The sequence below is a fragment of the Rothia uropygioeca genome (assembly GCF_004136585.1).
Lineage (GTDB): Bacteria > Actinomycetota > Actinomycetes > Actinomycetales > Micrococcaceae > Rothia.
Map to the genome: position 1 here is coordinate 206,758 of NZ_NOIR01000005.1, position 16,711 is coordinate 223,468.

The 16,711-nt window shown below is 60.9% G+C and carries 15 protein-coding genes; 4 read left to right on the plus strand and 11 right to left on the minus strand.

Translation table 11 applies throughout. The annotated features are described in order from the left end of the window. Positions 1–18: 18 nt before the first annotated feature. Positions 19–828, plus strand: a complete 810-nt coding sequence (locus tag EWR20_RS12525; RefSeq protein WP_129361015.1) for a family 1 encapsulin nanocompartment shell protein — start codon at positions 19–21, stop codon at positions 826–828. Between the two features lie 64 nt (positions 829–892). On the opposite strand, the gene EWR20_RS12530 is transcribed toward EWR20_RS12525, so the two are convergent. Together EWR20_RS12530 and EWR20_RS12535 are read right to left on the minus strand one after the other, a co-directional pair. Then, positions 893–1,906: a site-specific tyrosine recombinase XerD gene (locus EWR20_RS12530; RefSeq protein WP_304999909.1), complete on the minus strand. Its 1,014-nt coding sequence runs from the start codon at positions 1,904–1,906 to the stop codon at positions 893–895. After that, positions 1,884–2,579, minus strand: a complete 696-nt coding sequence (locus EWR20_RS12535; protein WP_129361017.1) for an NUDIX domain-containing protein — start codon at positions 2,577–2,579, stop codon at positions 1,884–1,886. Before EWR20_RS12535 ends, EWR20_RS12530 begins: the two co-directional genes overlap by 23 nt. Positions 2,580–2,812: 233 nt before the next feature. Between EWR20_RS12535 and EWR20_RS12540 the strand changes: the two genes are divergently transcribed. From EWR20_RS12540 to EWR20_RS12550, 3 genes are read left to right on the plus strand one after another with little or no spacing between them, the layout of a single operon-like run. Then, on the plus strand, positions 2,813–3,091 hold the full coding sequence (locus EWR20_RS12540) for a lactococcin 972 family bacteriocin (RefSeq protein ID WP_165001046.1): 279 nt from the start codon (positions 2,813–2,815) through the stop codon (positions 3,089–3,091). A gap of 59 nt (positions 3,092–3,150) precedes the next feature. After that, positions 3,151–5,184, plus strand: coding sequence for a hypothetical protein (locus EWR20_RS12545; protein WP_129361019.1), 2,034 nt, complete (start codon positions 3,151–3,153; stop codon positions 5,182–5,184). Further along, positions 5,181–5,846, plus strand: a complete 666-nt coding sequence (locus EWR20_RS12550; protein WP_129361020.1) for an ABC transporter ATP-binding protein — start codon at positions 5,181–5,183, stop codon at positions 5,844–5,846. The genes EWR20_RS12545 and EWR20_RS12550 overlap by 4 nt, the downstream gene beginning before the upstream one ends. A gap of 70 nt (positions 5,847–5,916) precedes the next feature. Here EWR20_RS12550 and EWR20_RS12555 read toward each other — a convergent pair whose 3' ends face one another. The 9 genes from EWR20_RS12555 to EWR20_RS12595 form a co-directional block, all read right to left on the minus strand. Beyond that, complete coding sequence (locus EWR20_RS12555) at positions 5,917–7,614, minus strand: CTP synthase (RefSeq protein WP_129361021.1); 1,698 nt, start codon at positions 7,612–7,614, stop codon at positions 5,917–5,919. Positions 7,615–7,677: 63 nt separating this feature from the next. After that, complete coding sequence (gene recN / locus EWR20_RS12560; RefSeq protein WP_129361022.1) at positions 7,678–9,405, minus strand: DNA repair protein RecN; 1,728 nt, start codon at positions 9,403–9,405, stop codon at positions 7,678–7,680. Further along, the gene (locus tag EWR20_RS12565) at positions 9,402–10,346 is read right to left on the minus strand and encodes an NAD kinase (RefSeq protein ID WP_129361023.1); all 945 of its coding nucleotides are present in this window, start codon (positions 10,344–10,346) and stop codon (positions 9,402–9,404) included. The genes recN and EWR20_RS12565 overlap by 4 nt, the downstream gene beginning before the upstream one ends. Before the next feature lie 56 nt (positions 10,347–10,402). Further along, entirely contained in the window at positions 10,403–11,224 is an 822-nt protein-coding gene (locus EWR20_RS12570; RefSeq protein WP_129361024.1) for a TlyA family RNA methyltransferase, read from the minus strand. Continuing rightward, positions 11,221–11,589: a hypothetical protein gene (locus EWR20_RS12575; RefSeq protein ID WP_129361025.1), complete on the minus strand. Its 369-nt coding sequence runs from the start codon at positions 11,587–11,589 to the stop codon at positions 11,221–11,223. Before EWR20_RS12575 ends, EWR20_RS12570 begins: the two co-directional genes overlap by 4 nt. After that, positions 11,586–12,599, minus strand: a complete 1,014-nt coding sequence (locus EWR20_RS12580; protein WP_366150747.1) for an HAD-IIA family hydrolase — start codon at positions 12,597–12,599, stop codon at positions 11,586–11,588. Before EWR20_RS12580 ends, EWR20_RS12575 begins: the two co-directional genes overlap by 4 nt. Then, entirely contained in the window at positions 12,592–13,824 is a 1,233-nt protein-coding gene (locus EWR20_RS12585; protein ID WP_129361026.1) for a hypothetical protein, read from the minus strand. The genes EWR20_RS12580 and EWR20_RS12585 overlap by 8 nt, the downstream gene beginning before the upstream one ends. A gap of 142 nt (positions 13,825–13,966) precedes the next feature. Further along, complete coding sequence (locus tag EWR20_RS12590) at positions 13,967–15,169, minus strand: acyl-CoA dehydrogenase family protein (RefSeq protein ID WP_129361027.1); 1,203 nt, start codon at positions 15,167–15,169, stop codon at positions 13,967–13,969. A 12-nt stretch (positions 15,170–15,181) separates the two neighbouring features. Continuing rightward, on the minus strand, positions 15,182–16,399 hold the full coding sequence (locus EWR20_RS12595; RefSeq protein ID WP_129361028.1) for a CaiB/BaiF CoA transferase family protein: 1,218 nt from the start codon (positions 16,397–16,399) through the stop codon (positions 15,182–15,184). Positions 16,400–16,711: the final 312 nt, after the last annotated feature.

Here is a 16,711-nt window from a genome sequence, read left to right on the forward strand (position 1 = left end):
GTGCTGGAAGGAGAAGTCATGACCGTCAACAATCTTCACCGCGAACTCGCACCCGTCTCCTCGGCGGCCTGGGCCGAAATCGAGGAAGAGGCCGCCCGCACGTTCAAACGCAATATCGCCGGCCGCCGCGTCGTCGACATGCCCGAGGCTAAAGGAGCCGAGTTTTCTTCGCTTGGGACGGGGCATCTCAAGCACAGCCGTGACATTGTTCCCGGGGCCCAGACCGTCAGCCGGGAGATCATTCCCGTTCTCGAGGTCAAGGTTCCGTTCACGGTCACGCGTTCCGCGGTCGACGACGTCCTCCGTGGCTCCGTCGATTCCGACTGGCAGCCGGTCAAGGACGCCGCGACCACGGTTGCCGCGGCCGAGGATACCGTGGTGTTCCACGGCAACGATTCCTTGGGGATGACGGGCCTGGTCGATTCCAGTTCCAACGAATCGATCTCAATTCCTGACGAAGTCCGGGAGTTCCCCGAAGCGGTTGCGCAGGCCTTGACGAGGTTGCGATTGGTCGGCGTCGAAGGCCCGTACACCCTGGTCGTTTCCGCTGAGCTGTACACCAAAATTTCCGAGACAACGGACCACGGTTACCCAATCCTCGAACACATTCAGCGCGTGCTCAAGGACGAGGGCAAAATCATCTGGGCTCCCGCTCTGAATGGAGCACTCGTGCTCAGCGAGCGCGGCGGAGACTTCGAACTGCACCTGGGAGTCGACCTGTCGATCGGTTATGACTCTCACGATTCGGAGAACGTCAATCTGTACCTGAAAGAGTCCTTCGCCTTCCGGGTGGCCTCGGATGAGGCGTCCGTTCCGCTCTCCCGCTGAAGTACCGACGGCAGCAACGGCCCCTGAGCGATCTCACTCGCCTAGAGGCCGTTTGGCGTAGCCCCTAGCCGAGTGCGCGCGGATGGCTCGTGAGGAATACCTCGCGGAGGGTGTCGGCGGTGACCTTGGTATATATCTGCGTGGTGGTCAGCGATGAGTGGCCGAGCAACTCTTGGACTACCCGAATGTCCGCGCCGCCTTCGATCAGGTGCGTCGCGAAGGAGTGCCGAAGCGTGTGAGGGGACAGCTCGGCGGTGATATGTGCACGTTCGGCGGCCTTCTTGAGAACGAGCCAGGCTCCTTGCCTGGTCAGGCGCCCTCCGCGCGCGTTGAGGAAGAGCGCGGGAGTGCCCTTTCCTTTGGAAGCAAAGAGCGGACGGGCTCGCACAAGGTAAGCGGATATGGCCTCGTGCGCGTAGGAGCCCACCGGCACAAGACGCTCTTTTCCCCCTTTGCCGAGCAAGCGCACGACGCCGCCCGCCACAGGGTCGCCGTTCGGATCCCTCCGGACATCGCGGCCGTCCGGGCCGAAATCTGAGGACAGGTCGTCCCGGTCGACGCCGATGCTCTCCGAGATTCGTGCGCCCGTCGAGTACAGGAATTCCAGGAGTGCGGCGTCGCGAAGCCCAGCAGGCGTTTCCCGGTCGGGGGCCTCAAGTATTCTGGTCACGGTTTCGACCGGCAATGCCTTGGGAAGGCGCTCCCCTGCACTGGGCGGTGTGACGGTATCGGCGGGGTCGTGCTCCGCAAGGCCCTCGATTAACCAGAATTTGTGCATGCCCCTGGCCGAGACGACGCCACGTGCAACGCTGCGGGTCGAAAGACCGCATCCGCCGTCGGTCTTGGGGCGGGCCAGGTATTGGACGTAATCCCGCACGTCCTCCGTGGTGATGTCACGAGGTTCCCTCACGTGCCGCTGACTGACGAGGAAGCTCAGGTACCGGTCGAGGTCACGGCGGTACGAGGTCAGCGTGTTGTCTGACAGCCCGCGTTCCACGGTGAGATGTTGGAGATAGCGACGGACGGGACGATCGAGGCCCGTTGGGAGTTCCTGCTCACTCACCGGAATTCGACTCACGCAGGTTTTTGTGTGCCGGCCAGGGCTCTTCCGGGTCACGCAGATCGGCGTGGTCGCGTTGAATACTCGCCCAGGCCGCGAGGATTGCGATATTGGCCGTCGGTGAGTGCAGACCAGTGGACAGTACGGCGCTGGCGGCTTCTTCTATGGGAAACCATCTCTTCACGATCTCTGCCTCCTCGTCTGTGCGCTCGGTCAGGTCCTTTTCCGCGACGTCGTCGATTCCGCGGGCTAGGAAAATACGGTTCGCTTCGGTGGAACATCCCGGCGAATTGTTGAATTCGGCAAGAGTGTGCCAGGTCGATGCTTTGAGGTCGGTCTCTTCCGCGAGCTCGCGCTGGGCCGCGGCGAAAGGAGATTCGCCCTCGACGTCGAGGAGGCCCGCGGGGATCTCCCACATGTTCATTTCCACCGGCTGGCGGTACTGGTTGATCAAGAGGATTTCGTTGTCCTCGTTGAGGGCGGCAATCGCGACGGCGCCGGGGTGCCGCATGTAATCGCGGACGAGCTCGTGGCCGCCTTCGGTGAGTGCGAATCTCTCGCGGACGACGTCGAAGATCTGGCCCTCGAATGCGGTCTCGCGGGAAATGAGCTTGCGCGGATTGACCCTGTCCTGAGGCAGCCCGATGGTCGAAAGGTTAGGGGTCTTGGTCTCGTCGTGGGATGCAGTCATGCCCCAAGGCTACCGCCGGAGCGAGGGCGCCCCGGAGTTGCCTTCCGAGGGACACCACCGGGGGCAGGAGAAAACCTTTTGCTGACCTGGGGATTTAACGCAAAAGAATAGTTTATGTAATTATTTCCGAAACAACTTTCCGTACACTCGCCAGAAAAGTGTCATCGGCGATGCCGTGTCATGTATTACAATCATGCCGCCGCTTTGATATTACATATGAAAGGTGTCCCATTGTGAAACAAACCCTATGCTCAATCGGCGCGGCCCTTCTCATTACCGTCGGATCGCTCACGCAGGCAAGCGCGTGGCAGTGGGCAGGGGGCGGGAAATGGGAGAACGGAGTCGACATTCACCACGTGTGGTCGGATTATTTCCACGCCAGCCGTTGTCACGGCGCTACGGCCGTGGGGCAGTGGAGGGACCACAAGACCGCACCCAAAGGCGTGTGGGCCAAGGCCTCAGCAAAACGCAAGTTTTGGGGAGGCAATAAGGCCTACTACGACCATTGCTGAACATCATGCGTTCTCTGGCCCCGGTTTTCGCTAACATGAATTTTCCGAGAAAATTCTTCGTGTTTCTTTCCGTCCCGCTCATGGCCGCGATTTTCGCTTTCGCCGCGTTGTGGAGCATTGAGACAGATTCCCCGATCCGGTCGAATCAAGTCCTGTGGATCGCAACGAACCTCGGCGACACCGCGGCCTCGACTCCGAAATCCGATCCTGAGCTTTCGCAAAAACTCGAGGAAGAAGCCCGGATTAGGCACCTGAATATTGCCAAGGTCCAGGACAACCGTCGGTCGCCCGTCAGCGGGGCGGAACTGCAGCTACTCGTCACCAACCCGGATGATTCCTCGCGCCGGCTACTCGAGGATGGGTACCGTTCTTTCAACCCTGACTACCGAGTCGACGTGACGGAGTGGAAGTCCCGGGCAGAGGATCCGCGCGCATACTATTTGCTTTTCGGCGACCGCGCCTCGATCCGAGGGCTGGCCGACTCCTTGCAAAGACCCGAGTACACGATCACCCAATTCGCGCTGTATTCGCCGTCGAATATTGTCAGGGTCTACGGGCTCTCGCCCTTGACTCTTGCACTCTTATCGTCCTTGGTCGCGGTATTCTGTACAACTTTCGCGGCATCAATCGCCCAGTCCAAGAAGAATGCTCGATTCAGACTCGCGGGATGGCCCGTGTGGCACATAGTCATTCAAGATATTCGCGACGGGGTCCTTCCGTGCGGGGTGGGCGCCCTCGGCGTCTTTGGCGCCGCCGGCATTGCACTCTGGTTCTACAACGAGCTCGCCTCATTCGACATCTATCTTGCCGTGAGTGCCGCGCTTATGGCTGTCTACCTGACCGGCATCATCGCATCGCGACTCCTCGCTCTCGCTCTGCTTTCTCTTTTACCGGTGCCCGAGGCACTCAAAGGAAGAAAGCCCACACGGTTGATTTACACGCTGTTGTTTCTTCTCCAGGTATCGTGCATTTTCTTGGTCATCGGATCGGTCAGCGCATGGTTCACTGACTACGGGCTCGTGACATCGCATGTCCGGGCTCACAACGAGTGGGACAAGACCCCCCACGCCGCCTTTATCCCCGTGACCGGTTCGACATCTGGAGGCGGATCGGAAGAGTCCATAGGAACATGGTTGGCCTCAGAAGCCTCCCGCTCGAACCTGATTGTCAGCCAGGCCGACGTGTATCAGCAGGATATGGACGAGAATGGAATTCCGAAATCGAGCGTTCCCATCCATTACATCAACTCTGAATACTTGAGACATCACACTATTCAGGGGATCTCGGAACAAATCGAATCCGGTAAAAGAAACGGCAATGAAACCATTTTGGCATTCGTCCCGGAAGGAATAGACCCCCGCTATTTGGCTACAACGTCTTTGCTCCCCGTTGGAGTCCCTGAAAATTCGGTCGAAAACGCGAGGGTTCTGCCCGCGGGGGAGGTTGGAGACGTTTTCACCTATGGAGATGTGCAAAGTATCACCGAGCAATTCGTTAAAAATCCCATTGTGGTGTATATCCCGGATGAGGTACTGATTAAAAGTCCGAATACTCTGTATTCATGGGCCACCGGAGGGGGTCTCTTACTGTTGAATGGGGACGAGGCGATTCCCCGTTTGCATTCTTCCCCAGCGGATCACTATGTTGCCTCGGTCCTTCCCGGACAGGCGCTGCAATCCCATGGGCTCACAGTATCGCTTTCCCAGCTGAACCTTACGGGTTTCGCGATTCTGGTCTATTCGGCCGTGGCCGCATTTGCTTGTATCGCTTTCGCCGCTGCCTATTGCACGGCGCGAAAGGATCGCCTGCTGCGTCGTGAACTTTCGGGTTGGCGACGGTTCTCTGCGGCAAGAACGGCTCTGATCGCCGAGTCGCTCGCGTGGTGCTCGGTACCCGTATTCACCGGGGCCCTCATCATGCGTGCCGAGGATCCGATGGTTCTTGTCAGGATGTCTTCGGCGACCAACGATTCCTACATCAGGTTCATGACATTCGCAGGGTGCCTGTGGGGTTCCATGCTCTTTGCCCTGTCCTGCGGCGCCATCAGCTACTTCGCCCGCCGCGTCATCCAAGAACAAGGGAGAATTCAGTGAATTCGTATCTCCGCTTAGACTCTGGACGCTTCACCGTCGGAGGCCACACCATTTGGAGCGACCTCAACTTCTCTGCCGAATCCGGTGAGATCGTTGCAGTCGTCGGCAGATCCGGGTCGGGGAAAACATCGCTACTGAACTGTCTCGGAGCCCTATCGCGTCTCAACGCGGGCAGCCTCACCATCAGTGGCGATGTGGTCTACCCCGCGTCGGCAGCAGTCCGCCGCCGGTTCCGGAGGGATCACCTCGGATACTTATTCCAGAATTTCGCCCTCGTAGAGACCGAGACCGTGCAGCGGAATATTTGGGATCCTCTCCGGGCCCTACCGCGGAAACGACGGCCTGACAAGGAAACGATCGCACAGGCGCTCAGCGATGTTGGCTTGAAAGGTCGGGAGGAGGAGAAAATCTACCGCCTGTCCGGGGGCGAACAGCAGAGGGTTGCTCTGGCAGCGGTCCTGGTCAAGAGGCCTTCGCTGATCCTTGCGGATGAGCCCACAGGCTCCCTGGACTCGGCGAACGGACACGTGATCTTGAGGTGCATCCGTCGGCTGACAGACCAGGGGTCGTGTGCCGTTATCGCAACCCATGACCCTACGGTCGCTGAGTTCTGTGACCGCATCGTGGACGTGGAACAGTTCGCGGCCCTCAACCAAGCCTGAAACTGCACGAGGAAGGACCGCCGTCATCCCGTGCCCGGGAGACGGCGGTTCTTTGCTTTTGCGGGCCGGCCTACTTGGTTCGTTCGAGGGCCGCCGCAACGAGCCCCCTGAACAGCGGGTGGGAACGCGTCGGACGAGAAAGCAGCTCGGGGTGGGCCTGCGTCGAGACATAAAACGGATGTTCGGAAGCGGGAAGCTCAACGAACTCGACCAGACGCCCGTCCGGGCTCGTGCCGGAAATGACCAGGCCGGCTTTCTCGAGGTCTTCGCGATAAGCATTGTTGACCTCGTACCGGTGGCGGTGGCGCTCCTCGACCTCGGTTGCCGCATATGCTCCGGCCGTGACCGAACCCTCAACCAACTTGGCCGGGTAGAGACCCAGACGCATCGTGCCACCCAGGTCTCCGGCACCCTCGACGAACTGCTTCTGTTCTTCCATGGTCGCGATGATCGGCGTCGACGTTTCCGGATCGAATTCCGTTGAGGAAGCGTCCTCGAGCCCGACCACATTCCGCGCGTACTCAATGACCATGCACTGTAGCCCGAGGCAAAGACCCAGCGCGGGGATTGAATTTTCCCGGGCATACTTCAGTGCACCGAGTTTGCCTTCCAAACCTCGAATCCCGAAGCCTCCGGGAACGCAGATCGCGTCGACGTCTCCCAACTGGTGGGCCGCCCCTTCGGGCTGCGAGCACAGATCCGAAGCGATCCACTTGAGTTTGACCTTGGCGTCATTGGCAAAACCGCCCGCTCGCAAAGCCTCGGATACCGAAAGGTAGGCGTCCGGGAGGTCGATGTATTTTCCGACAAGACCGATCGTGACCTCGTGGGTCGGCTCGTGAACGACCTTCAGGAGCTTGTCCCACTCCTCGAAATCGGCTTCGGCGCACTCCAGACCGAGGTAATCGAGAACGTAAGAATCCAAACCCTGGTTGAACAGGGTTTTGGGGATGTCATAGATACTCGGTGCGTCCGGGCACGAAATCACGGCCTCGGTATCGACGTCGCACGCGCCGCCGACCTTGGCCTTGAGCGGCTCCGGGATGTCCTGGACGCAACGCAGCACCAGAGCGTCGGGAATGATGCCCAGTCCGCGCAGCGCCGCAACCGAATGTTGGGTCGGCTTTGTCTTGAGCTCCCCCGAGGGCCCGATGTACGGGATCAAAGAAACGTGCAGGAAGAAAACGTTCTTGCGTCCGACGTCCCTGCGTACCTGACGGGCCGCTTCGAGGAAGGGCTGGGATTCGATGTCGCCGACGGTGCCACCGATCTCAGTGATGATGACGTCGGGAGCCTCGGGCGTACCCGTGGCTCGGCGCCGCATACGAGATTTGATCTCATCCGTGATGTGAGGGATGACCTGAACCGTGTCCCCAAGGTATTCGCCGCGGCGCTCCTTGGCAATCACGGTCGAGTAGACCTGACCCGTGGTCACGTTGGCGGAAGCGTCCAGGTTTTCGTCGAGGAACCGCTCATAATGCCCAATGTCCAAGTCCGTCTCGGCGCCATCGTCGGTGACGAAGACCTCGCCGTGCTGGAAGGGATTCATGGTTCCCGGATCCACGTTGAGATAAGGATCCAGTTTCTGCATGGTCACGGAAAGACCACGGGACCGCAGGAGGCGACCAAGGCTTGATGCCGTCAGGCCCTTTCCCAAGGACGATGCGACACCGCCCGTCACGAAGATCTGGCGGGTTATTTTTTCGTCGTTTTGGGAAGTTGCCGGGGATGTCTGAGTATCGTTCACCACGGAATTCAAGCCTATCACGAGAGGGTCGCCGCGAACCGTGGAATCTTGTCCGCCGGCCGCCTGCGCATGAGCGGGTTTGGGTTATGACAGCTGCTCGGCGTCCTGCAGAAGTTCCTTCGCATGAGCCCTCGCCGCCTCCGAATCCTCGTGGCCGGCCAGCATACGAGCCAACTCGATGGTCCGCTCTTCAGCATTCAGCACGTTGACTTCACTCACAGTTGAGTCTTTGGATTTCAGGACGAGTACGTGACGATCCGCATAGGCCGCAACCTGCGGCAAGTGCGTGACCACCAAGACTTGAACGTGTTGAGCAAGGTGCGAGAGCCGCTTTCCGATCTCCACCGCCGCTTTGCCACCAACGCCGGCGTCGACCTCGTCGAAAATGAAAGTCGGGACGGGGTCGACCTCGGCCAGGACGACCTCGAGAGCGAGCATCACACGAGAAAGCTCGCCGCCTGAAGCTCCCTTACCGAGCGGCCTGGGGCTGGCACCTTCATGAGGAGCCAGCTTGAAGGCGATGACGTCTTTGCCGTCGGGGCCGAATTTCTCCGCCTCGGAAACCTCCACGACGAGGGACGCGTTCGGCATGGCCAAAGCTTTCAGCTCGGAAGAGACCGCCTTGGCCAGTTTCTTGGCCGCACCCCGTCTCAATTCCATGAGTTCGAGCGACTGCTGCTCCATATCCCGGCGGAGGGTCCTGAGCTTCTCCTCTAGGGCCTCCGAGCGCGCGGGATCATCGGTCAGCTGTTCCAAACGTGCCCTGTTGGTCTCGGCCCACTGAAGAACCTCTGCGATGTCGGCCCCATACTTGCGGGTCAGCTTCTTCAGCGCGGAGCGCCTCGACTCTACCTCTCCCAGTCGCCCCGGGCCCTCGGCGTTCAGGTCCGATAGATACCCCGAAAGCTCTTCGCCGATGTCCGCGGCCTGAATCATGAGTTCACGGACTCTTTTGGTCAAGGCCGCGAGGGCCGCATCCTCGTCCGCCTCCTGGGCCAGCGCTCGATGAGCGGAGTCCAAAAGGACGGAGACCGTGACAGCTTCGAGGTCAGCATCGTGTCCGCCGACCAGAGCGGATTGAGCAGTCTCGGCGGCGGTCCGCAGTTGCTCGACGTTGGTCAGCCTGGCAGATTCCGCGTCGAGGGCTTCTTCTTCCCCGGGCCGGGGTTTGACGCTGTCGATCTCCTTGAGAGCCTGACTCAGACTTTGCGCCTCGAAGGCTCGAGCACGAGCATTTTCCCTGACCTCCCGGAGCTCTCGCGCCGAGGACCGGTACTCCTCGTAATTCGAACGATACGTCTCGAGAGCCTCGGCAAGTTTGGGCCCGGCGTAGGAATCCAGCGCGGTGCGTTGTGCCTCGGCAGATCGAAGACGTAACTGGTCCGTCTGACCGTGTACGGCCACCAAGGTCTCGCCCACACGGGACAACACCCCGATCGGCGCGGCGGCCCCTCCAATGGTCGCCCGAGAACGACCTGAGGCATTGACCGTCCGGGAAAGGATTAGTTCGTGAGGCAATTTGTCGGCGAACGCATCCGCCTCGATGGTGTGGGCCTCTCCCCCCGCGTCCTCGGTGAGGGCGAGCGCCGCGTGTCCGACCGGAAGTCTCACGACGGCCTGGGACAACGCTGATTTGGCTCCCGAGCGTACCGCTGCGGCGTCGGAGCGCGCGCCCAGTAGCATGCCGAGGGCCGTGACGACCATGGTCTTGCCTGCGCCGGTCTCGCCGGTCAGAACCGTCAGGCCCGGGCCCAGGGGCAAGGTCGCATCGGTAATGACGCCCAGATCGCGAATGTGAATCTCTTCGATCATGATCCTTGAGCCTCCTCCTGCTCGGGGTATGTGCCGTGACGCCGTACCGGTCCCCGCCAACCGCGGGTCGGAAGATCGAATTTCTTGACCAAACGTTCCGAGAACGGTGCCGGGTGAATCCGGGCCAGCCGAACGGGCTTCTCCGAACGACGGACCTCGATCCGGGATCCCGGAGGAAGCTCGGTCGTGCGACGGCCGTCACACCACAGGACCCCGAAATGTCCGTTGGTCGGCAAGAGTTCCACGGCCATGGTCGATGAAGGAGCCGTCACGAGCGGCCGAGCGAACAGGGCATGGGCGCTCAAAGGAACCATCAGCATGGCCTCGACCTCGGGCCAGACGATCGGTCCGCCTCCGGAGAACGCGTACGCTGTCGAGCCCGTGGGAGTGGCCAGCACGACACCGTCACACCCGAAGGTGCTCAAGGGACGACCGTCGACTTCGATCACCACCTCAACCATTTTCTCGCGGTTGCCCTTTTCGATCGAGGCTTCGTTGAGGGCCCAGGTATGGGTCAGAACCTGGCCTCGGCTCCACACCAGGACGTCGATCGCCATGCGTTCTTCAACCGTATAGGTCCTGTTGACAATGTGGTCCACGGCCTCATCGAGGTCGCTGCGCTCGGATTCCGCCAGAAAACCAACGTGTCCCAGGTTCACGCCAATCAGTGGGATATTCGTGTGCCGAATGATTTCTGCGGCGCGCAGAATGGAACCGTCTCCGCCCAGAACCACGCCGAGCTCGATGTCATCGAGGGCGACGTTCTCATTGATGACCTGGACCCCCACGGATTCGGCCTCGGTCCCCCGAAGGATTTCCAGGTCCCTGCGGCTCATCACCGGTATCAGACCCGCCTCCCTGAGCCGAACACATGCCTGAGTCGCTGCGGCGGTGGCTTCCGCGCGGCCTGTGTGCGCGAATAAGAGGATCTTGCGACTCATATATTGTGTGCCTTCCGATCGAGACGGGTATGGCTCTCGTGGGAGAATCCGTAGTTCTACATTAGGCGACGGACCTGACACTTTAAGCTCATATCGGCCCCAGCACTCAGATTCGTCCCAGAGACTCCCCGGGCCTTCTCCCCCAAGGCTGGCTTCCTCAGATGCAAGAAATATTCGCGGTTGCCGTCCTGGCCGGGCAATTGCGAGGGCTGCTCACCGGCAATATCCAACCCCGCTTCGAGCGCGCAGTCACGCACTTTCTGGATCGCGGCCGCACGATCCGTGTCGTTGCGGACGACACCGCCTTTGCCGAGTTTCGATTTGCCGACCTCGAATTGCGGTTTGACCATCAGGATCAATTCACCGCCCCAAACGGTTGCATCGGCCAATGGCTGGATGACCAGGGTCAATGAGATGAAAGAGAGATCACCCACGGTCAGATCGACTTGACCTCCGATGTGCTCGGGCCGCAAATTCCGGACGTTCAGGCCTTCGATGGGCTCCACCCGCGGGTCATCCCGAATGAGCGGATTCAGCTGGCCGTGCCCTACGTCGACCGCGGCTACGTGGCTCGCGCCCGCTTCCAACAGGACCTGCGTGAATCCGCCGGTCGAAGCACCCGCATCAAGACACCGACGTCCCTGGACAACGATGCTTGGAAACGCCGCGAGCGCACCGGCCAGTTTGTGCCCGGCACGGCTCACGTATTGAGGGCCGGCGCCCAGGGCCACGAGGACTTCATCTTCGGGCCGGACGTCGTGCGAAGCTTTGACGACGACCGTTCCGTTGACCGAAACCCGTCCCTCTGCGATCAACCTCGCGGCCACCGTGCGCGAGTGTGCGTCTCCCCGGTCAACGAGCTGGCGATCCAGTCTCACGCGAACTTTTCCGAGGCGTCGTCTTCTTCCGTATCGGAATCCCGAGCGGAAAAATTGTCGACCAAACCCTGCGGCAAGGCCGACGGGTCCTGATCGAGGAGTCGCCGGAGTTCATTGTGCAACCGATCGAAGATCACGGCGTGTTCCTCTGCCGGGGCATCGTCGAGCGCATCCAGGATCGCCCCCAGGTTTTCCGGGGTCCCGTTCCGAGCGAATGCATCAAGGGAGGCGGTCTGCTGCTCGAGTCTCTCTGCGCTTCGTTGATCGGCCCCGGATTCGCGCTCCTGCTCCCCTACGGAATCGTGAGGGTCGGAATCCGTCCCTTCGGGGTTCTCCGGGTTCGTCTGCTCGGTCCACTCGCTCATGCCCACTGGATCTCCGCGCGGGTTGCGGTTGCCTCGTCCGGGTGCGCGGTCCACCACGCGGCCATGGCGGTTCGCCAGGCAAGGAGCTGAGTTGAACCCGCGGTCGTCTCGATACGCAGGGTCGCCCCCTCCGCGACGGCACGTGCGACGTCGTCGATCACGGCGACCGCGCTGTGGCCTCGTACCTCGATCTGGGGGTTGCGGTATTCCTCGAACAGTTCACGAAGGTTGCTCAGCACATAGGTAGGCCGCTCCGCGGTACGGGCGTTGACCAGGTCTTCCATGCTTTGGACTCCGGTCATCACCGCAATGCTGGGCAACCCTGCCTGGTGGGCCCCGAAAATATCCGTATCCAGCCGGTCCCCGACCACGACGGGTCGCTCGACTCCCAGCCGATCGACGATAGTTTGGAAAATCTTCGCCCCCGGCTTGCCTGCGACGAAAGGCTCCCGACGAGTGGCCACGGAAACAGCGTGAACCAAAGTCCCGTTGCCTGGTGCAATCCCACGCTCCTTCGGAATCGTCATGTCCGTATTGGACACAATCCACAGAACCTCGTCAGAAGCCAACGCATAAGCGGCATTCGCGAGGTCTTGCCATCCGAGGCCGGGGTCGAAACCCTGCAGGACAGCCTGGGGCGACTCGTCCAACCCAACGACTTTCAGCCCCGCAGTCCGCGCGCACTCGGCCAGAGCCTCGGAACCACAGATACCTACGGTGGCTCCGTCGGGCAATTGATCAACGGCCAACTGGGCCGCCGACTGAGCCGAACTCACCACGTGTTCGCCATCGGTCGTTAACCCGAGCGAGTTCAGATGTTCGGCCACGGCCTCGACGGAGCGAGACGCATTGTTGGTCACGTAGGCGACGGACACCCCCTCGGTCTCAGCGCGGTTAAGGGAATCCACAGCGCCGTCGATCGGATGGGGGCCGGCATAGACCACACCGTCCAAGTCGGACAGGATGGCGTCAAAACTGGAAATCAGTGCACTCATGGACAGGCTAGTCATCCTCTCCTCGGCGTTCCTGAACGGCTTCGGTCTCCGGGTCCTGTCCGGTCACGTCTTCCTCGACGACGTCCCCGTCCTCAACGGATTCGTCTCTGACCTCTTCCACCGCCTCCGGATCGCGGTTGGGCCCACCCGCGGGGGTCAGTTCCTCGTGGTCCGGGGAGGACAACTCGTCGCTGGGGCCCGGTGCCGAGGTCTCGTTCTGCTCGATCATGGCTTCGGCCAGGTCAACGCCTTCCTCATCCGAGCGAGGATCTTGCGCAGCGGGTTCTTCGTCCGGCAGGACCTCAATCTCGTAGATTTCGGGTTCTTCGAACTGGCCTTGGCCCAAGGCCGCTTCGGCGATGGTGGCCAGACGGGCCCACGAGTTGGCTTCCTTGGCCTGCCCCATCTCCTCCAGAAGGTCGGCGTATGCGCTGAACAGGCGGGGGCTGTAGGAAAAAGCTTTCTTGCGGTTGAGCTCGGGAATCTCGAGGGCGGCCTTGGCCTTCTGCAGCTCGCCCTTGTCCCGATAGATTCCGGAGACAACCATGGCCAGTTCCGCCTTCTGCGCCCCCGTCAGGTCCGTCAGGCTGGGGTCCTGCGATGTTTCGAGCGCTTTGTCGATCCGGCCCAGAGCGCGCTCGGCGTCGACAATCAATGCGATGTGCTCGTTGGATCCGGTCATGCGCCGGTGAGTCCGCAATTCGCGCAGCGCAACGTCGAACTGTTCCGCTACGTAGGCTGCGATCGCTGCGGCTTCACGCACCGCGGCCACACGCCCTCCGCGACGAACCGCGGCCTGCGCATGTTCGAGAGCGAATTCGGGGTCCACCTCGAGGTACTGACTTGCCATCACCAAGTGCTTGCCCACGGTTTCGGCGTTGTCCTTCTCAAGGACGTGCAGTTCGCGGAGAACGGCTTTGTCGAGTTCGCGCCCGGTGACTTCTTCATCGATTTCCGGGGCCTTGGGACGGGCGGGGCGGTAACCCTCACGTGCCGGTTTCTGATCCCTTTGGTCCCGCTCGAAGCGGCCACGAGGATCCTGATCTCGACGGCGCGGGTCCCGATCGGAGCGGTCGTAGGGCTTGCGATCGTTGAAGCGACGTTCGCGGTCACCGTCTCGTCCGCCGTCGCGACCGCGATAGTTGTTGCCGCCCTTGCGATCAAAGCTGCCGCGCTCGGACCCTCGGTTCCGGTTGCGGCTATCCCCGCGATATGAATCCCTGCGGTCGTCCTCAGCCAAGCTCGTTCTCCTCTATTAGCGTTGTGCGGGCGGTTCGTCGTAGCGCCGACGCCTCGCGGTCCTGAGGGAAAGTTTACGCACCTTGAGCGGTGTTGAGCGTATCGGATGGCCGGACTTCGCGCATGACGTACGCCTCCAAGGCCTACCGGAAAGCGCTCTGGCCGGTGAGCTTCTGTCCCAGGATCAAGGTGTGCACCTCGTCCGTCCCCTCATAGGTACGCACCGATTCGAGGTTGTTGGCGTGCCTGAGCGGCGGGTAATCTCCCGTGATCCCGTTGCCTCCCAGGATGGTCCTGGCTTCACGGCAGATCTCGATCGCGGCCCGTGCATTGTTGAGTTTTCCCACAGAAATCATGTGGTTTTCCAAAGACCCTTCGTCCTTGGCCCGCCCGATTCTCAGGGCCAGCAATTGCCCCTTGCTGATCTCGAGCGACATGTCCACGAGCTTTTTCTGCGTGAGCTGATAGGAGCTCAGGGGGCGGTCGAACTGCAACCGTTCCTGCGAGTAGGACAGAGCGGCTTCGACCGAGTCCCGGGCGGAGCCCATGGCTCCCCAAATAATTCCGTATCTCGCCTCGGTCAGGCACGCGAAGGGGCCGCGCAGCCCCGGATTCTCGGGCAGAATAGCATCCGCGGGAAGACGAACGTTATCGAAGTCGATCGTGCATTGCAGAGATGCCCGCATTGAAAGCTTCTGTGTGATAGGAACCGCATTGAATCCTGGGGTGTCGGTCGGAACGATGAAACCGCGCACAACCTGACCATCTTTCCCATGCCCGGAAGTTCCCGAGTCCTCTTCCGGAACCTTCGCCCACACGATTGCAACCCCGGCTATAGTCGCCAAACCGATCCAGCGTTTGTGTCCGTTGAGGACCCACTCGTCGCCTTCTTTGTGGGCGTTGGTCAGCATGGACCCCGGGTCCGAACCCGCCGTGGGTTCCGTCAAGCCAAAACAGCCGATGACCTCGCCCGACGCCATCTTGGGCAACCACTTGTGTTTCTGCTCCTCCGACCCATTCTTGTAGATCGCCGACATCGCAAGTGAACCCTGGACGGAGACGACCGTCCGCAGACCTGCGTCACCGGCTTCCATTTCCTGCATGGCAAGGCCATATTCAACAGCGGAACGCCCAGCACAGCCATAACCCTTGAGATGCATCCCGAACAGGCCGAGCTCAGCCATCTCAGGCAGCAACTCGGTCGGCAGAACGGCTTGGTCGAACCAATCGGCAATGTTGGGACGGATCCGACGGTCGACGAAGTCGGCCACGCGATCCCGCACCTCGAGTTCGGAATCGCTGAATTGGGATTCGATATTGAGTAGATCGGTAGGGTGTTTCGGCATGACGAAGCTCCTTTATTCTGCTGAAGTCTGCGGGTTACCAGCGACATCACTGGCTTCTTGACGCCGGGCCAACCAGTCCAGAACGGCGTCTCGGTCTTGGTCCAATCGAGGCGGGGCCTTGTCGTAGCTCGGTCCGGTCCGGCTGAAACCGATCGGGCTTTTGATCGTGGGCACGGCATCGTCGTCCGTGCCCGCGTCCACTACGGGCGAGAGTCCCAGCTCCTCGGCGAAGCGGATACCGCCTGCGACGTCGAGAATCGGCGAGCACGGCAAACCGGCCTGACGCAGCTGCTGGAACCACACATCGCTGGTCTGCTCGGCGAGCACATCCTCAATGAGTCTTCTCAGCTCCGACCGGTTTCTATTGCGCTGGGGCATTGTTGCATAACGGGGGTCGTCGGCAAGTTCGTCCCGTCCGAGCGCATGGGCGAGGACGCGGAATTGGGCGTCGTTGCCGATGCAAATCACGAGTTGACCGTCTTGGGTCGCAAAAGGTCCGTAGGGGAACAGACTGGGATGATCGTTGCCCATTCGGTGCGGAACATTGCCGGCTGCCACGAAGCCTGACGTTTGATTGGAGAGGCCCGACAAGGCCGAAGACAACAGGTCCAACCCCAGGTGCTGTCCCTTTCCCGAACGCTCGCGCTCGTGGAGGGCCGCAAGAATGCCGACGGCCGCGTGCAATCCTGTCACGACGTCGAATAGGGCCACGCCCATACGTTGCGGAGGCCCGTCGGAAGAGCCCGTGAGGTCCATCATGCCTGAGACCGCCTGTGCCAGGAGGTCATAACCGGGAAGGGCCGCCCCACCCTTGGTACCGAACCCCGTGATGCTGACGTGCACGAGCCGGGGCCACCGCCGTGCGACGGATTCTTCGTCAAGCCCAAATTTTTCGAGGCCACCTGGCTTGTAGTTCTCGATGAACACGTCAGACGCCTCGATGAGGCTGTAGGCGGTATTGAGATCTTCCTCGTCCTTGAGGTTCAGCTGCAACCCGTATTTTCCGCGATTGACGCCGAGGTAATAGGTGCTCTCTCCGTCCCGTTCCGGCGGTTGCCATTGACGGGTGTCGTCACCGTTGGGGCCTTCGATCTTGATGACAGTTGCACCCAGGTCGGCCAAAAGCATGGTGCAATACGGACCGGCCAGGACGCGCGAGAAATCCGCGATGACAACGCCCGATAGAGGTCCACTAGATCTCCGGTCGAGTCCTGACTTCTGGTCGGACATCTGCAGCCTCCTCGCATCATTGTGCCAGGCACCACATAATCACTCGTGCGAGGTCAACCACAAATCATGGTTCTACAGACAAGTCACATGCGCCCATAACGACGACCGCACCCGCAGGCTCAGTCCTCAGTATTCAGCCAGGACAAACCCAAACGAAAGACCACCCTGACAAAAAGAAAAAAAGGGGGGGCCACACATTAAACACAAAAAAGGTGCAGCACGATGCACACCACCCACCCCCACACAGAGGACAAGCAATGCACACCGCACCACACCACAAAAATATTTCGGCGGCGACCTACTCTCCCACAC